16 protein-coding genes are annotated in these 20,136 nt (G+C 42.8%); 1 reads left to right on the forward strand and 15 read right to left on the reverse strand.

The genetic code is table 11. The annotated features are described in order from the left end of the window. The coding region (locus tag PG840_RS15510) for a tetratricopeptide repeat protein (protein ID WP_270613846.1) at window positions 1-1,382 on the reverse strand (1,382 nt) is incomplete at its 3' end. 1,316 nt (window positions 1,383-2,698) lie between these two features. Here PG840_RS15510 and PG840_RS15515 point away from each other — a divergent pair. Then, window positions 2,699-4,108 (forward strand): amidophosphoribosyltransferase, encoded by a 1,410-nt coding sequence (locus tag PG840_RS15515; protein WP_195502424.1) that lies wholly within the window; start codon window positions 2,699-2,701, stop codon window positions 4,106-4,108. A gap of 285 nt (window positions 4,109-4,393) precedes the next feature. Here the strand turns inward: PG840_RS15515 and PG840_RS15520 are convergent, their stop codons facing one another. The 14 genes from PG840_RS15520 to PG840_RS15585 form a co-directional block, all read right to left on the reverse strand. Next, a complete protein-coding gene (locus tag PG840_RS15520; RefSeq protein ID WP_270205807.1) occupies window positions 4,394-6,403 on the reverse strand; it encodes a beta-propeller domain-containing protein in 2,010 nt (669 codons plus the stop codon). Window positions 6,404-6,431: 28 nt separating this feature from the next. Continuing rightward, window positions 6,432-6,899 carry an RNA polymerase sigma factor gene (locus PG840_RS15525; protein WP_270205806.1) on the reverse strand — a complete coding sequence of 156 codons (468 nt, stop codon included), beginning with the start codon at window positions 6,897-6,899 and terminating at the stop codon, window positions 6,432-6,434. A 119-nt stretch (window positions 6,900-7,018) separates the two neighbouring features. Beyond that, window positions 7,019-9,310 carry a hydratase gene (locus PG840_RS15530; protein ID WP_270613847.1) on the reverse strand — a complete coding sequence of 764 codons (2,292 nt, stop codon included), beginning with the start codon at window positions 9,308-9,310 and terminating at the stop codon, window positions 7,019-7,021. A gap of 11 nt (window positions 9,311-9,321) precedes the next feature. Further along, window positions 9,322-10,425: a PucR family transcriptional regulator gene (locus PG840_RS15535; RefSeq protein ID WP_117558168.1), complete on the reverse strand. Its 1,104-nt coding sequence runs from the start codon at window positions 10,423-10,425 to the stop codon at window positions 9,322-9,324. Between the two features lie 141 nt (window positions 10,426-10,566). After that, window positions 10,567-11,094 (reverse strand): signal peptidase I, encoded by a 528-nt coding sequence (locus tag PG840_RS15540; RefSeq protein ID WP_270205804.1) that lies wholly within the window; start codon window positions 11,092-11,094, stop codon window positions 10,567-10,569. A gap of 31 nt (window positions 11,095-11,125) precedes the next feature. Continuing rightward, the gene (locus PG840_RS15545) at window positions 11,126-12,124 is read right to left on the reverse strand and encodes a hypothetical protein (protein ID WP_270613848.1); all 999 of its coding nucleotides are present in this window, start codon (window positions 12,122-12,124) and stop codon (window positions 11,126-11,128) included. Between the two features lie 4 nt (window positions 12,125-12,128). After that, a complete protein-coding gene (locus PG840_RS15550) occupies window positions 12,129-12,884 on the reverse strand; it encodes a sortase B protein-sorting domain-containing protein (RefSeq protein ID WP_270613849.1) in 756 nt (251 codons plus the stop codon). Window positions 12,885-12,897: 13 nt separating this feature from the next. Then, window positions 12,898-13,647, reverse strand: coding sequence for a hypothetical protein (locus PG840_RS15555; protein ID WP_243000055.1), 750 nt, complete (start codon window positions 13,645-13,647; stop codon window positions 12,898-12,900). A gap of 12 nt (window positions 13,648-13,659) precedes the next feature. Next, window positions 13,660-14,172 (reverse strand): hypothetical protein, encoded by a 513-nt coding sequence (locus tag PG840_RS15560; protein WP_270205801.1) that lies wholly within the window; start codon window positions 14,170-14,172, stop codon window positions 13,660-13,662. Window positions 14,173-14,187: 15 nt separating this feature from the next. Then, entirely contained in the window at window positions 14,188-15,219 is a 1,032-nt protein-coding gene (locus PG840_RS15565) for a DUF5979 domain-containing protein (protein WP_270613850.1), read from the reverse strand. A gap of 28 nt (window positions 15,220-15,247) precedes the next feature. Beyond that, window positions 15,248-16,114 (reverse strand): class C sortase, encoded by an 867-nt coding sequence (locus PG840_RS15570; RefSeq protein ID WP_270613851.1) that lies wholly within the window; start codon window positions 16,112-16,114, stop codon window positions 15,248-15,250. A gap of 33 nt (window positions 16,115-16,147) precedes the next feature. Continuing rightward, complete coding sequence (locus PG840_RS15575; protein WP_270613852.1) at window positions 16,148-17,017, reverse strand: class C sortase; 870 nt, start codon at window positions 17,015-17,017, stop codon at window positions 16,148-16,150. A gap of 89 nt (window positions 17,018-17,106) precedes the next feature. Next, a complete protein-coding gene (locus PG840_RS15580; protein WP_270613853.1) occupies window positions 17,107-18,462 on the reverse strand; it encodes a SpaH/EbpB family LPXTG-anchored major pilin in 1,356 nt (451 codons plus the stop codon). Between the two features lie 109 nt (window positions 18,463-18,571). Next, window positions 18,572-20,074, reverse strand: a complete 1,503-nt coding sequence (locus PG840_RS15585; RefSeq protein ID WP_270613854.1) for a DUF7604 domain-containing protein — start codon at window positions 20,072-20,074, stop codon at window positions 18,572-18,574. Window positions 20,075-20,136 lie beyond the last annotated feature (62 nt).

The raw sequence follows: 20,136 nt of genomic DNA on the forward strand, positions 1-20,136 counted from the left end.
TCATCGTCATACTCGGAATCATCCTCATCCTCGTATTCAGCTTCTTCATCGTAAACCGCATCCGATTCATCATCTTCTTCGGAGTCAACGATTTCTTCAAAATCATTTTCTTCCGGATCTTCCTCGTCAGTGTCTGAAGCTTCTTTGGATGAATCTTCCGGGCTTTCAGGCGCTTCATCCTCTTCATCATCAACGAAATCTTCAGCATCTTCATCGGTGATTTCAGGCTCTTCACCATTTTCAAGCTGTTCCATCAGTTTGCGGATATCATCAGAAAGGATTGGTTTTGTAGCTCCAAGAACTTCCTCTTCTTCTTCTTTCTTCTTCTCGCGCAGGGCTTTTTCTTTCTCAGCTTCCTCCTGGCTCTTTTCAAGAATCTTTGCATTTTCACGCTGGGTTGCTTCCCAGTTGGCAAGAATTTCTTCAATCTTCATCTTACCGGTCATCTGTGAATCGTCTGAAGCAGATTCAGGAGCAACTGCACCACTTGCAACGGCAACACCGGCTTTCAGGGCATCTGAAAGGGAAGCACCGGAAATGGTTGTGGAAATATCGGAAGTGCTTCGAATCCGGGTTTTTGGCTGTGACTCAGCTTCTGGTTCGGAAGCATGTGTCCGGGCCATTGGCTCTGGAAGATCCGGAAGATCAATACTGTCTGTGACATGTACATCTTTGCGGACCTTGTCTGCAATTCGTGGATTCGGTGCCGGACGTTCTTTGGATTTTCGGAAGGAAGGTTTTCTCTTGGAAGAATCCTTACGGCCGATACCATCATTTCGATGATCGTATTTTTCCTGCTGAAGTGGAGTCAGCGGTTTGTATTTCATTTTAAGTTCCATTGCCTGGTATACATAAGTACCTTCGCTGAACCAGAGAATCAGATCATCACATTCATCAAGACATTCGGAAGTCATACCAGCTTCAGCGTATAATCTGGCAAGTTCATATGCCCATTTTTCAACGTATTCAGAATGCTTGAAATCTTCAAGAGCTTCAATCTGTTCTTTGACTGGCGCTTTCTGTGCTTTTAAGATCTTATACCGGAGAATGTACTGGTTTGGATCTTTCGGAGCAAGCTTGACAAATTCTTCGTAGCAATCAGCTGCTTCATCGAAATGTCCCAGCTTCAGAGAAATAATTCCCAGGCGGTATACAACCTTTCTGCTGGAAGGTGCTTTATCATACGCAATAAATAAGGTATCACGTGCTTTACCAAGTTCCCCCGCATTTTCATAGATTTCGCTTACGGTAGAGAGCATGGCGGTATTTTTTACTTTACGCCAGTCGATCGTATCTGCAATCGACATCGCTTTCTGGTAAGACTTCTGTTCGGCATACGCAAGCATCTGCTCTGTCTTTGCGCGATATTCATATTTATCCAACGTTTCTCACCTCATATGATTATTATTAATTATTTTACTTTTCCTCAGTAAGTCTGACTTTTGTACCAGAAACGGAAAACAAAAGTCTTATAATTTTACTTACTAAGTGTATCATAGAGCGTTGTCAATGTCAAAAATTACGGCTGATATTTTTCAGAAATGTTAAAAAAATATTACAAAAAATTCACAAATTGGGAGCTGGTAACAGAAAAAAAGGAGACAGCCATCTTTTGAATGGCTGTCTCGGAATATTCAATTGTAATTTTTATTTTTATATCGGAGGAATTAAGTAATTCTTATTCCTGTAAGTTCTTTGAGCATTTCATATGATATTCAGATTTTATAAAATTTATAAAAATGAAATCATATGAATCGATTTTGATCAATTCTGATCGTTCGTTATTTTATATAATCAGGTAATCCAATTTTGGTATTTATCAGCTTTCTCGTCACTGTTAAATTTACTTATCAATGAATGTTTCTTTACACATTTTCTGATCTTGAATTACTGTGGTATTTACTTCAATATGTCAACAAATGCTGAATCTTTTTATATCTTATAATCGCTTCCGGTTTATCTACTACTCCGACCTTTTTTATCATTAACTTTTCTCTTACCGGATTATAATCTATGGTTAAGGCTCATCTCACAGGAATTTACATTTGCCATACCATTAACATATTGAGTTTTAGATGATGAAATATCCAACGGTCAAAGCCTCCTTCCTTTCGTTCTCGTTCCAAAATTTTATCCGGATATTCTTTTTCTCTTATACTTTTTTCTGTTCAGAAGTCAGATATCAATTTTCTCTTATTATTATAAATTATCAATTTAAAAAATTGTTCTCTACACACTCCACTTACAAAACGCTCATAACCAAAATGTATAGTTGCTTTTTTAAAACTTTCTAACCTTCAAATAACAATTATTCTTGTTACCCTTTTCTGATCTGGTTCTTCATCTTATACTCTTGGCGAGTATATATGAAACTATGTAACAGATTAAAAAAATATCTTTTTGAAATTCCCTTTCTCGTCAGGAACTTCTTTTCTTTTGGATTGACTTAATAATAACACCCAAATACTTATTTGTCAATATAATTTTAAAATAATTTTAATAAAATTAGAAAGAACTGAAATTGCAATATATATATCAGAAAATTCAAACAATTATAAATACGATTAGAAATAGTTATAGCCATTTGCAATATATTCGGGGTTTTGCTATTGTTTCCGTCCATAAATGCATGATACACTAAAAAATAGATGAAAAATACAGGCTATGGCATTGGGATAAAGAAAGGAGACCTACAGATATGGGAGGATTTTTTGGCGTTGCATCAAAAGAAGCATGTAATCTGGATCTTTTTTATGGAACAGATTATCATTCGCATCTTGGAACCCGCCGCGGAGGTATGGCTACTTACGGAAGTGATGGCTGGAAGAGAGCGATTCATAATATTGAAAATTCGCCGTTCCGTACAAAATTTGAGAAAGATGTTGATACAATGAAGGGAAATATTGGAATTGGATGTATTTCAGATTATGATCCACAGCCAATTCTGATCCAGTCGCATCTGGGGTGCTTTGGAATTACGACAGTAGGTAAGATCAATAATGCGGATCAGCTAATCCGGAATCTTTATGAAAATGGACATACACATTTTCAGTCTATGACCAGTGGACAGATCAATTCTACAGAGCTGGTTGCGGCATTGATCTGTAAAAAGGATTCGTTTGTTGAGGGAATCCGTTATGTGCAGTCAGTAGTTGAAGGCTCGATGACACTTCTGCTTCTGACAGAGAATGGAATTTATGCAGCCAGAGACCTTCTCGGACGTACACCGGTTGTGATCGGAAAGAAAGAAAATGCATACTGCGTTTCCTTTGAAAGCTTTGCATATATCAACCTTGGATACACAGATTACAAAGAGCTGGGACCTGGGGAAATCGTCTACGTGACACCGGAATCTGTGGAGACTGTAAGTCCTGCATGTGAAAAGATGAGAATCTGTTCGTTCCTGTGGGTATACTATGGATATCCTACTTCTTCTTATGAAGGGGTTGGTGTAGAAGAAATGCGTTACAACTGTGGAAAGCTTTTAGCACAGAGAGATGACCATTCGATCGACGTGGATATTGTTGCAGGAGTTCCGGATTCAGGTATCGCTCATGCGATAGGCTATGCAAATGAATCAGGTATTCCGTATGCAAGACCATTTATCAAATATACTCCGACCTGGCCAAGATCCTTCATGCCGACAACACAGAGTCAGCGTAATCTGATCGCCAGAATGAAACTGATCCCGGTACATAGTCTGATCGAAGACAGAAGCCTTCTGCTGATCGATGATTCGATCGTGCGTGGCACACAGCTCCGTGAGACGACAGAGTTCCTGTATCAGAGTGGCGCAAAAGAAGTGCATGTCCGCCCGGCATGTCCACCGCTTCTGTACGGTTGCAAATATCTGAACTTCTCGCGTTCCAAATCAGACCTGGATCTGATCACAAGAAGAATCATCCGTGAGTGGGAAGGCGACAATGATGTCAATGTGCTGGATGAATATGCGGATCCGAACAGTGACCGGTATGCAGCAATGCTGGAGGAAATCCGCAAGAGACAGAATTTCACTTCCCTTCGTTATCACAGACTGGATGATCTGATCAAATCAATCGGGATTGATGCATGCCAGGTATGTACCTATTGCTTTAACGGTGTGGAATAACAGGTAAATGAAAATAGAAAACAGGTGTCCACGTAAGTATATCTTAGTGATATATCCCAGTGGGCACCTGTTTTTGTGTATACGATGAGCCAAGTGCGGATTTGTGCTTGCACAAGGATCTGCATTTGGCGAATGTACATCATCGAGCTGTTAAGCGAGATGATGTACAAAGTATAAGAATCGAGTAGGAGTCAGCCTACTCGATTATATACGATTTTGGTGTATACAATGATGTGGAATGGTGTACAAAGTATGCGGAGCGGCAGCTCCTTCTGCAAAGCTGCACTATAGCAGCAGATCATCTATCTTCACATAGTCTCCCATCCGGTATGCTTCAATTGCATTTCCATTGATCACATAGAACTTTTCGTTTGCATACACACCGCGGGTTCCAAGGTAAGAATTACCGTTGACTTCCTCCTGCATCTGTACCTGGAAGCCCTGATCTTTATCGTAAGAAAGGATCACATACTGGTTGGCAGATCCGGAAAGCGGAAAGCCGATCAGATTCTTTTCCGGATCAACCAGTGCTGCACGGTAGTCAGAAAAAACATCCGAGTAATAGTACTGATCCAGGGTGTACTTGCTGACTTCCTTCACATCCGAAGGATCACTGATATCAAACATGGAGATCTTTACCCCGTTTGTAATGCCATTTTCATCGGTATCCATACCGATGCCAAGAAGCAGGTTATCACTGTAAAAATGCAGGTATTCCGAAAAGCCGGGAATTTTCAGCTTGCCAAGGATCTTCGGATTCTCCGGATTGGAAAAGTCTACGGAGAATAAAGGATCTGTCTGTTCATAAGTTACAAAGTAACCGGTATCGCCCAAAAATCTTGCGGAATAGACCTGTTCATTTTTGGCAAGATCCTCGATCTTACCGATTGTTTTCAAATCTGCATCCAGCACATAGACTGAATTGGACTGTGAAGAACTTCCGACATTATGCGTAACCGTTGTCACCAGCCGCAACGTATTGTCATACTCATCAATGCTGAAGGAATCGTTCAGATATCCTTTTACTTTGCCCTGTGCAGAGCCGGAAAGTTTTCCTTTATTGTAAGACAGCTTGCGGAGGATCGTCTGATTCTTTGCCGCAAGATTATCTGCGAGGATACTGCTGTTCGCATACTCATAAATATAAATGTTGTTCTCACTCACATAGACTTCGCCATTCTCAGACATGACTGCTTTCTGGTCTGCTGCCTTATCCGGACTGGAAGCGGAAACGGAGCTGACAACAAGGTACTGGTCTGCTGCATGGTTCGTCGGGAGATAGATATCCGACTGCTTCAGAAGATTGTCACCAACAAGCGGAACATAGGAAGGATAATCTTTCTTGGTGATCGTATCGTAAATATAATAGTCGCTGAATACATACAGATATCCGTCTTTAAAACGTGAAGTGCGGTAGTAACCACTCTGATCCACGGTTCCGATGGATTTCGGATTGTTGATATCTGCCAGATCATAAGTCTGGATACGGGTACAGCTGCCGCGGTACAAGGTTTTACTGTCAGAATCAACCTGCGTGTTCTGCATGTTGCCAAGGACAAAAAGCTTCTGGTCACTCAGGTAAAATTCGGATGCCTGAAAATTCTCATTCAGCGAAATACAGGAAACAACCTTCATCTGATCAGACCGGATATCTACAATGGAAATTTCCTGTGAGTTTGCTTTCAGTGTATAAAGATAACTTCCATCCGTTTTTACAATGTCTGCTTCACCGACGCCCTCTGTGCGGACGTTGGTATCGGAAAATGAAGTATCCACAGCACGTGCAGAGGCTGTTGAAGAATCCGAAGAGGAGCTGGAACTATCGGTGCGTGCACCACTGTCGGCTGTTTCAGTTGAATACATAACAATTCCGTTGTCGGTTGAACCGGTAACAGATGAAGAATCCAACTCATCCTGATAAGATTGCAGGTATGTGTAGACTTCATCATAATCGGTTGCCGTCTCTAAAGTATCGGAAGAGGCAAGCTTACCGGAGGATGTATCGATTGAAGAACTGCCTTTTGTGGAAGAAGTGGCTGAGTCTGAAGAAAGATTCTGCTGGCGGATGTGGGCGCCAATGCCGACAACCAGTACCAGTGCGGCAGCGATAAGTCCTCCGCGCATCCGGTGGCCGCGGGAAAATCCATGCTTTTTCTGGATATGTCCGGAAGCCTGAGTGCTGTTATGCTCTTCCAGCATTTTCATAATCTGATCCGGTGCAAGGCTTTCCGGAACAGGAGTTTTTTCCGTAGATTGTTTTATTTTATCCAGTATTTCTTTTTCGTGATCTGTCATATGAAACACCTCCTATTACTCTTTTATCCTACTCTTTCAGAAGCCAGCTCATCTTTTCGAGGGCACGCTTTCTGCGGGAGCGGACTGTATTCGGGTTCATTTTTAGCATTTTTCCGATCTCTTTACTGTTGTAACCGCCATAGACGGATAAGCCGATGATCAGCTGATCGTCTTCATCGAGAATAAGAAAAGCACGTTCGACATCTGTGCGGAGTCCGTCACAGTATGTGGCAGAAGCATGATCTTCTTTCAGCTCGGTCTCGGTCTGTTCACGGCTCTTTAACTTCCGGCGGCACACATTTGCCAGAATCTGAAAGATCCAGGAACGGAATGCTTCTTCTTTGCGTAATTTATGTATGTTCTCATAGGCGGAAAGAACGGCTTCACTGACGGCGTCTTCTGCATCCTGCGGATGATGCATCATGCAGAGCGCAAAACGATACAGATCCTGATAAACCGTCTTATATAATTCTTTAAATGCAATTGCATCGATCATAAGGTCCCTCCTCTCATAACAGGTTCTTTGTATATAAGAGTATAAAAAAGTCGGAAGTGTTGCAAAAAGGGACAGAAAAATTTCCGTCCCTTTGAAATCATATTATTGTCTGAGAAAAATTAACCTCTGTAATAATTGATCAGACATCCTTTGAGGATGATCTCACGTTCTGCATCCGTCAGATCACCGAGCTTCAGATCGATCTCCTTCAGATCATCGCCTACGACATAAGCCTTGATCGTGGAAACTTTATCTTCTACTGCTTTGCGGATATCCGGCACGAAGAGATAGTCACCGTTCCTGAAAGAAAGCTTTGTGTGTTCCTCTTCGGTAATAAACGGAAGCATGCCCCAGTTGATCAGGTTCGAGCGGTAACGTTTGGTTGCGTACTCATTCGCGATATTCGCCCAGCCGCCGAGGACCTTCTGGCAGGAAGCAGCCTGCTCACGGGCAGAACCATCACCAGGTTTGACCGCGAAAATGGTACTTCCGACACCGATATTTCCTTTGCCGACTTCCGGATAAGACTTCTGGATTGCTGCCATCACCGGTTTTAATTCATCCAGTACATCCAGTGGACAAGTACCTGCTTCAATCGCTTTCTGGGCTTTCTGGACCTCTTTCGCGCGTCCTACATAGGCAGGATCCTTTCTGGAAAGTGCAAATTCAGCAAGTCCAAGCGGGTTGGAACGATAAGAAGAAGTCTCGCCGGACGGGATCAGTTCGTCTGTCGTTGTAACCGGATCGTGGATCTCAGATACGACCTTCAGAATCAGATTCTCAGGAAGAGCGCTCATTGCCGGCCAGTCTTTGATGTTCGGTCCGAATTTGATCTCAACCGAAGGATCAGCAACGCCGTGGCTGTCAAATACACGGTTGGCGTAAATTCTGGAATCAAAGTGGTAGGTCGGGTTCTTGTATTCAATATCAAAATCTGTTGCCGGAGTAAGGAAACCTTTGTTTGCAGCAGTTGCGGCAATGGAACGTGCATCCATAAGGGCAACAGATGCGATCTGTCCACTCTGCAGCTTGCTTCCTTCACGGTTCGGGAAGTTACGGGTAGAGTGACGGATGGAAAATGCATTGTTTGCCGGGGTATCCCCTGCACCGAAGCACGGTCCGCAGAAGGCTGTCTTCACGATCGTACCGGCTTCCATCAGGTCAGCAACCGCACCATTTTTCACAAGCTCCATGTAGATCGGTGTACTTGCCGGGTAAACACTGAAGGTAAATTCATCTGATCCGATGTATTTGCCACGGATGATGTCTGCGGCAGCACAGATATTTTCAAAACCGCCACCGGCACAGCCTGCGATGATACCCTGATCGACATAAAGCTTACCATTTACGATCTTGTCCTGAAGAGAGTAATTCACAGCACCATCCAGGCTTACCAGCGCGCGCTGCTCTACATCGTGGAGAACATCTGCAAGGTTGGCATTGACATCCTCGATGGTGTAGACATTGGACGGATGGAACGGCATGGCGATCATAGGCTTGATCTCACTCAAGTTGACGTATACAAGACCGTCATAGTAAGCGACTGCGCCAGGATTCAGTTCCTTGAAGTCATCACTTCTTCCGTGGATATCGTAGAACTCTTTGATCTTGTCATCGGTTCTCCAGATAGAAGAAAGGCAGGTTGTCTCTGTCGTCATAACATCGATTCCGATACGGAAGTCTGCACTTAATTTGCCAACGCCAGGTCCGACAAATTCCATGACCTTGTTATTGACATAGCCATTGCCGAAGGTTGCGCCGATGATCGCAAGGGCAACGTCCTGCGGTCCGACACCTTTCACCGGTTCGCCGTCCAGATAGATTCCGACAACGCCCGGCATCTTGATATCATAAGTCTTGTTCAGAAGCTGTTTTACAAGTTCCGGTCCGCCCTCTCCCATTGCCATGGTACCGAGTGCACCATAACGGGTGTGGCTGTCAGAACCAAGGATCATCTTGCCGCCGCCTGCGAGCATTTCACGGGCGAACTGGTGGATAACGGCCTGATGAGGCGGAACATAGACACCGCCGTACTTCTTTGCACAGGTCAGTCCAAACATGTGGTCATCTTCATTGATCGTACCGCCGACTGCACACAGAGAGTTATGGCAGTTGGTCAGAACATAAGGGATTGGGAATTTCACCAGTCCGGATGCTCTTGCAGTCTGGATGATTCCGACAAAGGTAATGTCGTGCGAAGTCAGCTTGTCAAATTTGATCTGAAGCTGCTGCATATTACCGGAAGTATTATGCGCACTTAAGATCCCATAAGCCATTGTCTCTTTTGCAGCAGCTTCTTTTGTTGTCTCAATCCCTGTCTTGCTTTTTACGGCAGCAAGTGCATCGGGTGCATCTGCAATTACCTCAGTACCGTGTAAAAGATAGGCACCGCCTTCGTATAATTTCACCATATCATGTCCTCCTATTTTCTGTTTTCTATGAATTTCATGTGGTCTGCGACCATCAAAGCAATCTTAAATGTCAGGGCGTCCTCAAAGACTCTGACATCCAGCCCGGTCTGCTTCTGGATCTTCTCCAGCCGGTAGACGAGCGTATTCCGGTGGACGAAAAGCTGTCTTGCTGTCTCCGAAATATTCAGGCTGTTTTCAAAAAATTTATCAACTGTGGATAAGGTTTCTTCGTCAAACTGATCAACGGTATTTCCGGCAAATACTTCTTCCAGGAACATCTCGCATAAGGAAACGGGAAGCTGGTGGATCAGCCGTCCGATACCGAGTTCGCGGTAGGATAAAATATTGCGTTCCGGATAGAAGATACGTCCCACATCCAGAGCCATGCCTGCTTCTTTGTAAGACTGTGAGACCTCTTTGAGCTCGGGAATGATGGTTCCGAAGGAAAGCCGGACATTGACCATAGCTTCGGTGTTGATCGCATTCACCAGCATATCGGCAGTCGAACGGATCGTATCATAATCATCCGTACTGTCAAGGGATTTGATCAGAATAATATGTCCCTCATCTACGGCAGTAACAAAATCACCGGTTCCCGAGGAATAAATCCCACGGATCATATCCAGGACGATCGTGTCATCCGGATTCTTCGGTTCGATCAGATAGACGACTCTGCGCTGCTCCACTGTAATACCAAGCTTTTTCGCCTGATTGTAGATATCTACGAGAAGCAGGTTATCCAGGAGCAGGTTCTGGATAAAACGGTTACGGTCAAGACGTTCGCTTCCGGATCTTAAAAGGCTCTCCAGCTGGCAGACACTTAAGCGTCCGCTGGTATGCACATCAATCTCATTATTGTGCTCGATCACGAAAATATAAGTCAGTTCATCATCATCATAAACCGGAAACAGACCATAGCATTCATCCAGGTGCTCCTCCGATACGCCGGTAACCTCCAGCTCTTTTAAAAATGAGCAAACTGCTTTTTTCACTGAAGGTTTCTCCTTACCTACAGCTGCAAGCATCACTCCGTCTGTGTTCCAGATGGAACAGTTACACTCGATGATATCCCCTATTTCATTGATTGTTCTCTGTAAAATCTGGTTGGATAACAATCCATTCACCTCTCCATTCTTTTCAATATATGACAAATGGGAGAATTGTGAAATTCCCCCATCTTCTTCTGACAATACAATCTGATATTATTTTAGCAAATGTTTCACACTTTAGCAAGCTAAAATGAAAAACGTTCTCTCTTATTCGTCTTCGTCATCGCGTCTGTCAAGCATGGCAGCAACGATTTCAAGAATCACAGCAAGACCGATCATAGATGCAGCGGCAATCTTTCCAGCAGTGCCGGTTGCAGTCTGTGCGATACCGCCAACAACCGGAACAGAAAGCTTTACTTTTCCGATGTAGTTGTTGTAAGGGATCGGATTCATATCTTTTTCCTTATTGGCATCCCCTTTTGTGATAAACTGTCCCATCGCCGGGCTGTTGGATACTACACGGTGGGTGATGATCGAGCCGTCTGCATTGTTGCTGTAAAAAGCAATGACATCATCTTTGACGATCGTGTCTGGTTCTTCATACCGGACATAGACCAGGCTTCCCGTCGGGATCGCCGGTTCCATGCTCCCACTGATCACGGTATACATCTGAAAACCAAAAGCTTTCGGAAGCGTCAGCGGAATACAGGCAAGAATCAGTACTGTCAGTAAAACAGTGCCCAGTGCACTGCAAAATGCAGCCACTGGGCTTTTCTTTTTCTTCGTTCTCTTCAAAAAAGACTTCTCCTTTAGTGCCGCGCTTTTTTTATTTTGCACGTTTTTTCAAGAATACGATCAGTCCTGCGAGAGCTGCTACTGCAACAACGATAATGCCGATCCCTGCTGCGATCGGAGTCTTGCTCGTCTTGTCTTCCGCATCGATATTTCCTTTTGGAGTGTCTTCATCATCCAGATCTACCAGAGACTTTGGTGTCTGTTCATCCGGTGCGGTGGTCGTATCGTCTGTCGTATCCTGAGAATTGTCTGCATTCGTTGTACCACCGGCAGTACCGCCTGTTGTAGTACCACCCGCTGTAGTGCCACCTGCTGTAGTGCCACCTGCTGTAGTGCCACCTGCTGTAGTACCTGTACCAGTACCGGCGGCTGCACCTGTTGTACCGGCAGCTCCGGTTGTACCTGCTGCACCGGCAGGAGTTGCGGTTCCAGGAACTGTTGTTGTGACGGTAGTTGTTGTCTCAACGATACGGTCTGTAGCTCCCGGTGTGTAGGTAAACGTAAATACATTCTCAGATTCATTATCACTCAAAGTCTTCGTAAGTGCAAGAGCATCTGGAATATAATTTTCAACGTAACGGTAAGCAACGACCGGCTTGTCGCCGACGTTTCCGTAGAAGGTCTGGCTCTTTGCCAGTGATTTACCGGATGCATCCTGATAATTGACGGTATAGGCAACCATGTTGCCTTTGATTCCATAAGCGACTACATAGTCGGCATCTTTATCAACGGTAAAGGAAGGAGCCGCAAGTGTTTCGTTATTGTCACGTCCGCTGAGACGGATTCCTTTGACATAATACTTGTCGTCTGTTACCTGGATGTCATTCAGATTGAAAGTAACGGTAGAACCGGAAGCAATGTTTGTCTGCTCGATCTTGTTCTGTCCGTTAATTGTTCCTTTGTTACCTGCGGATAATGTTACCTTGTAGGTATACGGTGTAGTATCATCTGCCATAACGCTCATTGTGGATGCACCGAGTGTCATGGATACAGTCAGAAGAGAAACCAGTAATCTTTTCCATTTTTTCATCTGCTTACTCTCCTTTCTGTCTGCGTCTTTTTGTGTTCTTATTGAGTGTGTAGATACCATATGCAAGAAGGATCAGTCCACTGATGAGTGCAAGCACACAGAAGAGAAGAACTCTTGCGGTATCACCGGTTTTAACGGTCTTGGTTGTCTTAACAATCTTATTCTTGGTGATGGTTTTGCCGGCTGAAACCTTTTCTACTGCAAAGTTCATACGGAGCTTTGCGAGTGTGAGCTGATAACCGTTGCCCTGTGTCTCACCTTCAACACCGACGGTAAGGTGTACCGTTCCGGTATTATTGGAAGCAAGTCTTCCGAGGTAGAAATATTCTTGGGTTGAGCTATCAATCTGCTTCAGACCTTCTCCTGCTTTGGAAGCGCCTTCCCCTCCGACAGTTGTACTGTCATATAGTACCTTTTCGGCATTATTACTTCCAATATATGTCAGCTTGTATTCATAAGCACCACCTTCTGCGGAAGACTGTGCATCCTCCAGCGTCTGGATCACTTCATTGGTCATGTACCAGTCGGTATCCGTACTGTCGGAGTTCTTAAGCTGAACCTTGAGCTCGATGCTGTCACCCGGCTGGATATTTGCCAGCTCGTCAGTCACATCGGAGCTTTTAAAATTACTTTCCATCTTGCCGCCGGTGAAATTAACCTGCCATCCGTCGGCTCCCTGATAATCCTTTGCAAATGCAGTTGTGTGTACCCCTGCTGCCATTATCACTGTCATGGCGAGGCACAAAATTTTCTTTTTCATACTCTGTACCTCCCTACTGTAAGCTCATTGTTGTTTCGTCGTCTGATACATTGACATCTACGCCCCAGGCACTCTTGATTGCGTCCTTTGCGTTGTGTGTCTGAACTGCATCCACCTCTGCGTCAATGTGGAAGGTGTAGCCATTGTACTTGTAAGTATAAGTGATGGTTTTACCTTTTGGTACCTTTGTTACATCCGATGCAATCGAAGGATTGATACGGAGTGTATCGGATAATGCCGGTGTCGGTTTACCCGCTTTGAGAGCTTTGGTATAATAAAGAACGGTACGCTCTCTCGTGGACTGTGCATTTGCAACCTGCCATCCGTTGTCTGTGAGGAAGTTCAGCTCGATCAGATCCGGTGAAAGATTCGTGTTCTTATTGCCTTTTTCGTCCTGCCAGCTTTTTGTGATGATCACACGTACAAAGGTGTCGATCGTACCGCTGTTCTTGACGCTGATTGCTTCGTTATATTTCTTGCCGGGTGTAAATGTCTCATCCTTTCCAAGAAGGTTTGTGAGAAGTGTACCATCTGAGGTTCCCTTCCATTCATTGTTCGATACATAATCCCGGCTGCTGACTACTTTGTCATTTTCCAGAAGAGATACGCCGATACTCTGCATATTCATCTGTGCGGAATAATTCTCACTGTAGTAAGTGAGTGCGGCGCGTGTACTGCCGACAGTGCTTCCAACCAGCAGGAGTGCTGCGGCTGTCAGGACCAGGGCAGGTTTCTTTGGAAATGATTTCTTTTTCTTTTTCATTCTCATTACCTCCTACTCTGTCGTCTGTGTGCTGTCGTCTGTGATTACGTGATTCCAGTTGGCGTCTGGATTACCGTCCTCGTCGTAGAGAACAGGGGTGCATTCCTGGATGACTACGATGTTGAATTCTTCCGGTTTGTCATCGCCTGACGGGAACGAGTATTTGATGTTGAGTTCCTTTGTGGTTTTTGCTTTTGCCGGAAGTACTTCATCGTAATACCAGTAGCCGTCACCGCGGTCTGTCCATCCGCCGTCTGGTGCGTTATAAGTAAGCTTTACCGGTGCGAATGCTGTGACTCTTACGAAACAGTCATAATTACCGGTATTTTCAATTGTAATGTGCTTTCCGTTTTCATCAACGTCTTCTTTCGGGACTGTCTCAGTAAATCCCATATTCATTTTCACACCGCCACCGGCTGTCGAATAGGTTGTAAAATACGCCATCGCGCTTCCAACTGCCAGGGTTCCGGTAAGAGCAAGTGTTGCTGCTGCCATGATTAGTGGTTTTTTATGTAACTTTCTCATTCCGATTCCCCCTTTCTAGTTCTTTGCTGCCGGTTTGGTGTACTGATACTGACCATTTTCGTCCAGCTTGAAATTATTTTTTACACCGTAGCCGCCATTGGTACGTCCATCGTGTTTGTTGATAAATGAAACCTCTGCCGGTTTGAATTCTACTTCGGTTTCTTTTTCAGGATTAGCAATGATGTCTGTTTCCTGACTTTTAGCAGAAGCGAGTTCATAGCTTGCACCGCTGTAAACCTCCGTTACCTTGACATGAGATCCAGCAGGAATTTTTTCGATCGTTACAGAATGGCTGCCTGCTGCGCTAAAGGTAAGCTCTTCGATTCTGGTTTCTTTTTTCTTATCCAGTGTTGTGATATCGATCTGGAATACGAAAGTTGCATTGTTACCGAAGGTAGCATTGTGATCTACCAGTTCCTTTTTGATCACCAGATCACCGTATCTTACGTGCTGTTCTGGTTTCAGACCAACTGCACTGTTGGATTCTTTGGTCAGATCGTAGATCCAGTCATCACTTGTACCGTTACCACTGTAGTAGTTATTGGTCGGAAGTGATACAAGGTAAGGTGTAAAGGTATAAGTATAATTGGTTGTAATTACTTTTGGTGTATCTACAAGGTAAAGTCCGGTCTTCAATTTATCTTTGTAGCCTCTTCCATTCTGCAGTGTAACGGTTTCAGTTGGTTCAACAACTGTTTTTCCATCAGAATCTGTCAACTTACCTTGTGCTTCTTTGGCACGTGCAGCCCAGGTAGCAGCTGCAGTATCCAAGTTATCAGCACTTACGGAAGAAAGATCCAGTCCGGTGAATGCACCGGTTGCGGTATAGTTGCCAGATACATCAACCGAAGCAACTTTATACAGGTTTACCGGAATGCTTGCGCTTAGAAGTTCACTGCTGTTCCCACTAATGTCAAATTCGATGGAACACTCTTTATCGGTATCGATCGCGCTTGCGGCTTTCGCACCCGGAAGAGTGAGCAGTGGAAATGTAAGAGCGACAGCTAAGAGAAAAGTACTTCCCTGTTTTAATCGTTTATTCATCATCGCCTCATGTCCTCCTTAAAAATCTTGGTTATTCTTTGTGAGCTTTTCTCTTGGAAAGGAATCGCAAGAGAATGATCACAAGAATCGTGATTGAAAGTCCTAAAATTAAATAAAGCATATAATAATTCTGAATGGCTTTTACCATAGAATCTGTAACTGATTCGGTAGCATCCTCTTCGCCGTTATATGGAATTCTGGTTCCTCTTACGAGAAGACGATGGGAGTTGACTCCATATGGTGTACAGGTAAATAAAGTTACCTGATCTTTTCCTTCTTCAATCTGGAGTGCTTTCTCCAGTGTTTCATGATCGTCTTTGTCTACCATCGGAAGAATCTGATCTACCTTGTAGGCAAGGACTTCATCCAGTACATGGATGTAAAATTTATCGCCAACTTTGAGCTGATCGATATCGGTAAAAAGCTTTGCGCTTGGAAGTCCACGGTGAGCTGCGAGAACACTGTGGGTACTCTCCCCTCCGATCGGAAGCTTTGTGCCGTTCAGATGTCCGACACCGGTCTGCAGATCCTTGTCACCGGTACCATGGTAAATGGCAAGCTTGATGTTGATCTTCGGAATGGAAAGATATCCCATTACTCCGTCATCTGCAACGTTCAGGATCTTCCAGTATTCGGTATCTTTGATGTCATTTTCATCTTCACCAAATACATCTCCGTAGAGGTTGTTCTGCTGAATGGTATCATTGAAAGCTTTTGCCTTTTCCCACTCAGAGGTGAAGTCCTCCGGTTCCATGTCCTGTATTGTATTGTCATAGCTGCTGATCAGCTGATTCTGTCTGTAGGTGTTCCACTGGTTGGATACCGTCGGGTAGATCAGAATCCCAAATCCTATCAAGAATAACAGACCGAAAAGGAAGGTTGAGATTTTTCTTTTCATAGGCATATTCCCTTTCTCGTTCTTATTCTCTTTTTAAGAGGTCTCATTTTTCTTCTTTTGAAGCTTCTTCTCCTTTAAGTATAACACAAGGATGAAGATTGTGGTAATTACAAGACCAATAATTACCCATAAAAGATAATTTGTATGAAGACTGATTCCGCTGAGCGGTGTCTTCTCATCGGCAACTTCCTGTTCCACATAAGGTACTCTGTGACCACGGACCAGAAGTCGCTCGGTATTGACTCCGTATGGAGTACAGGTAAGAAGTGTTACAAGATCTTTTCCTTCTTCTACTGCAAGAGAGGAAGTTTCTTCCGGTTTTACTACGGAAATCTTGTCGACTTCATAACTTAATGTTTCGTTTAATACATGGATCAGAAAATGATCGCCTTCTTCCAGCTGATCCAGATCGGTAAAAAGAGACGCACTCGGAAGTCCACGGTGTGCGGAGATAACGGCGTGTGTACTTTTACCGCCGATTGGAAGAGAGCTTCCTTCCAGATGTCCGGCTGCCTGTTTGAGAACATCTTCGTCGGTAGTGTGGTAGATCGGAAGCTTGATGTCAATCTTCGGGATCTCCACGATTCCCATCATCTCGTCACCGGCAATATTCAGAGCATCCATGTAGGACTGGTCTTCTTTGTCACTGGCTGCGGCTACTGCAAATGAGTCAGGAAGGATACTTGGAAGTAATGCTTCGTTGTAAGATTCTGCTTTCTGCAGTTCTGCGTCATAATCAATCTCATGTGCTGCATCCTTTTCGGATACAGTCTGTTCATAACTGCTGATCAATTGCTTCTGCCTGTAGTTATTCCACTGGTTTGCAACGAATGGATACAGCAGTAAGGACAACCCGGCTAAAAATATGATGCCAATAATAAGTTTGTTTGCTTTGCGTTTCATCCGAACTCTCCTTGCTGTTGTATTATTTTTTAGGAATCCGGGGCGACCTGCCCCGGATTCAATATCTGGTTATAAATAATCATGAAAGATTATTTGTTTGTTTTTTTGCGGCTTGCGAAGAATAAGCCAGCTGCTGCGATCATGATGAGGCATCCAGCGATTGTGAAGATTGTTGTACCGATACCACCGGTTGATGGAAGAGCGGAAAGTTTGGTATCTTTTAATGATGTTGGAATGTTTACATTTGCTGTAGTACTTTCTGTAACAGTTGCTGTAGCTCCGTCTACATTGATTGAATATCCTTCTGGTGCCTTTGTTTCTTCAAACCAGTATGTACCTTCAGCAAGACCTTTGACTGTCAGAGTTCCGTTGGTTGCGACTAAGGTATCTGTAGTTCCCTCTTCGTTTGCCAGTGCTAATTTGTATACACCGTCATCTAATTTGATAAATTTTAATGCTGAAACAGTAGAACCATCTGCTTTTACTTCATTTTTTGTAGCTTTGTATAACTTGAATTCTGCACCTTCAAGAACGGTTTTTCCGTTTTCTGCATACTTAGTAAGAACGATATTACCTGTATAACCCTTTTCATCACCATGTCCCATATCTGCGTTATTTCTGTATGCATTCGCTGTATTGCTATATCCATCATCTGCGGTAACAATTGCTTTGTATGTTACAACTACAGTTTTACCTGCATTTGCATTAGAAGTTCCAATTGCCTTTGTTAAGTCAATTGTATATTTGCCATCATTTGCTTCGCTTATAGTATAGTCTTCTGTTTTTGCTCCACCGATTGTAATGTTAGTTACGTCTGTGATGTCAAGTCCTGTTGGTGTATCAATGATTGTGAAGTGGTTATCAGCTGAATCTGCAACGTCGAAACTTGGGAATGTAGTAGTAATTGTAAATGTTACTTCCTGACCACGTGCTACAAAATTGTCATCAGCGGATTTGTCTACAATGTATCCTGTAGATTTTGCTACCAGCTGAACATTTTTTGCCTGCATATAAGTTTCATCTGCGTTATATGTTTCAGCTACCATCGGTGCGTAAGCAATTTTATTACCAGAGGCTGTTACTACATATGCACCAACTGGAACGGCATCAAATGTTACTTCTGTCTGACCTGCTGAATGTGTCTGCTGAATAGGAGTTCCAGAAACAACTTCTGATAATTTTTTTTCATCTGTAATTTCGTATTTCTTTTTATCTTTGTTTAACCGAATATATGGTTTTGCCCACTCTGCAATCACCCATTCGTTTTTGTCTGCATTTAATGTAATTGCTGCATACAGATTAACAGTTTCATCTTCCTGTGAGGATAAACCTGTCACTTTGATTTCGCTTGTGTAAGAGGTTTCTGCTGCGAATGAAGTCATGCTCATTCCGAGTACCATTGCCAGTGTTAATAACACTGCAAATAATTTTTTCATCTTTTTCATATTGTTGTCTCCTTTTCGTTTTTAGGGCTATGCCCGATTTATTGTCCCCTCATAAGGGAAAATAACGTTGTTTGTGGCTTGGGAGCCACTGAAAAATAAATTGATAAAATTATCTTTTCAGCACCTCCCTGCATTTGTTTTGATATAAGATCCATGCGGCTGCGAACATAAGTAAGATACCGCCGATCATATACAGGTAAATTCCGGAACCTCCGGTTGATGGAAGTGAATATAACATATCATTTTTTACGACAAGTTCATAAGTACCATTTGCATTTTGGGTAAGCTGAGCTTTAGCACTTCCACGTATTATAATGTTATTTTTAGTAACTGTGATAGTGATAGAATCAACTAATTTTGAATAACCAGATGGTGCTTTTGTTTCTGTCAATGTATAAGTATCGTAATTCAATTCACCTTCAAAAATAATTCCATTATCATTAGAAGTATATGTGGTTGAATTATTATTACTATCTCTTAAAGTGAATTCAGCATCTTCCAAAGTGACTCCAGAATTATTTTGTTTAATAATTTTAATTGATTGAGAGTTCTTTGTATTGGTAATAACATACACATCGTTATCTTTGCCGTAGGTAACTTTGTAATTGGTATTATTTATTTCAATAATATCATTGGCGGCAACAATTGAGTAGTTCTTACCTTTATAAGTGATGCTACCGTTTGAATCTTCTTTTAGCTCTTTAAAACCGTAACGATCATACTTGTCAAGCTTGACAAATTCAAAGCTACCAGTCCAATTGTTACTACTGTTGAGTTCAAGGATTTTTCCGTCAACTGGATTACCCTTTTCATCAACTAACTGTGCAAGAACTGTAGTGGTTTTAGGTGGTGTTACGTTTTCCCAATCCTTTCTTACAGAAATGCTTTGTACCTGAATCACTGGTTTTTGATAATTTTCTGTTATTAAATCAGATGACTTTTTATTTTTATATGATACAGTTGCTGTAGCATTTGAATAAAAGCCAGCCTGTCCGGAAGAAGTACCTTCATTTTTTGAAGTATATCCACCAGTATCTTCATCAGTGTTTGCATCACCCTTTGTAGTATAATAGCCGCCGTTCTTTTTGTATTCATTAAATGCTCTCTGATTTGGTGTTACATTAGTGATTGTTAAGTAATAGTAGTAATTAGCTTCTAAACTATAATCGTCATTGAATTTTAATTTTGCTTCTTTTTTTAATGAATCGTAAGTAACAGTTGCAATTTCTTTATTGTTCAATGTTACTTTTCCAGTTTTGTTCAAATCAAAATCTTGCGTATATACATTGGTGTATTTATTATTATCCTTGCTTGCAATTTTGACCTGAAGTTTACTAGCATCTGTTACATCTACATATTGACTTAACTGATCTGTAATTGTTACGTTTGTGCAGGCAGCGGTTAAAGTCTGACCGGCAATTTCTTTAAATTTATCTGTCAATTTTGAAGAGTCGGTCAGGTTAATTGCTTCTTTTGAAGCTGCGTTCGTGCAATCTGAAATAGATTTGAGGAGTGATTCTCCGGTTGTTCGTTCAGAGTTACCTCTGTGCTCATACCACCTACAATTAGATTGAAAATCATCGTTATTATAAATCCATATTTTAGATGACAACCCTATTCCTACCGCATAGAACTTACTACAAATAATTTGTTATTAAAAATCATATATGTCTT

This window comes from Coprococcus sp. AM97-35 (assembly GCF_027697525.1).
Taxonomy (GTDB): Bacteria; Bacillota; Clostridia; order Lachnospirales; family Lachnospiraceae; genus Allocoprococcus; species Allocoprococcus comes.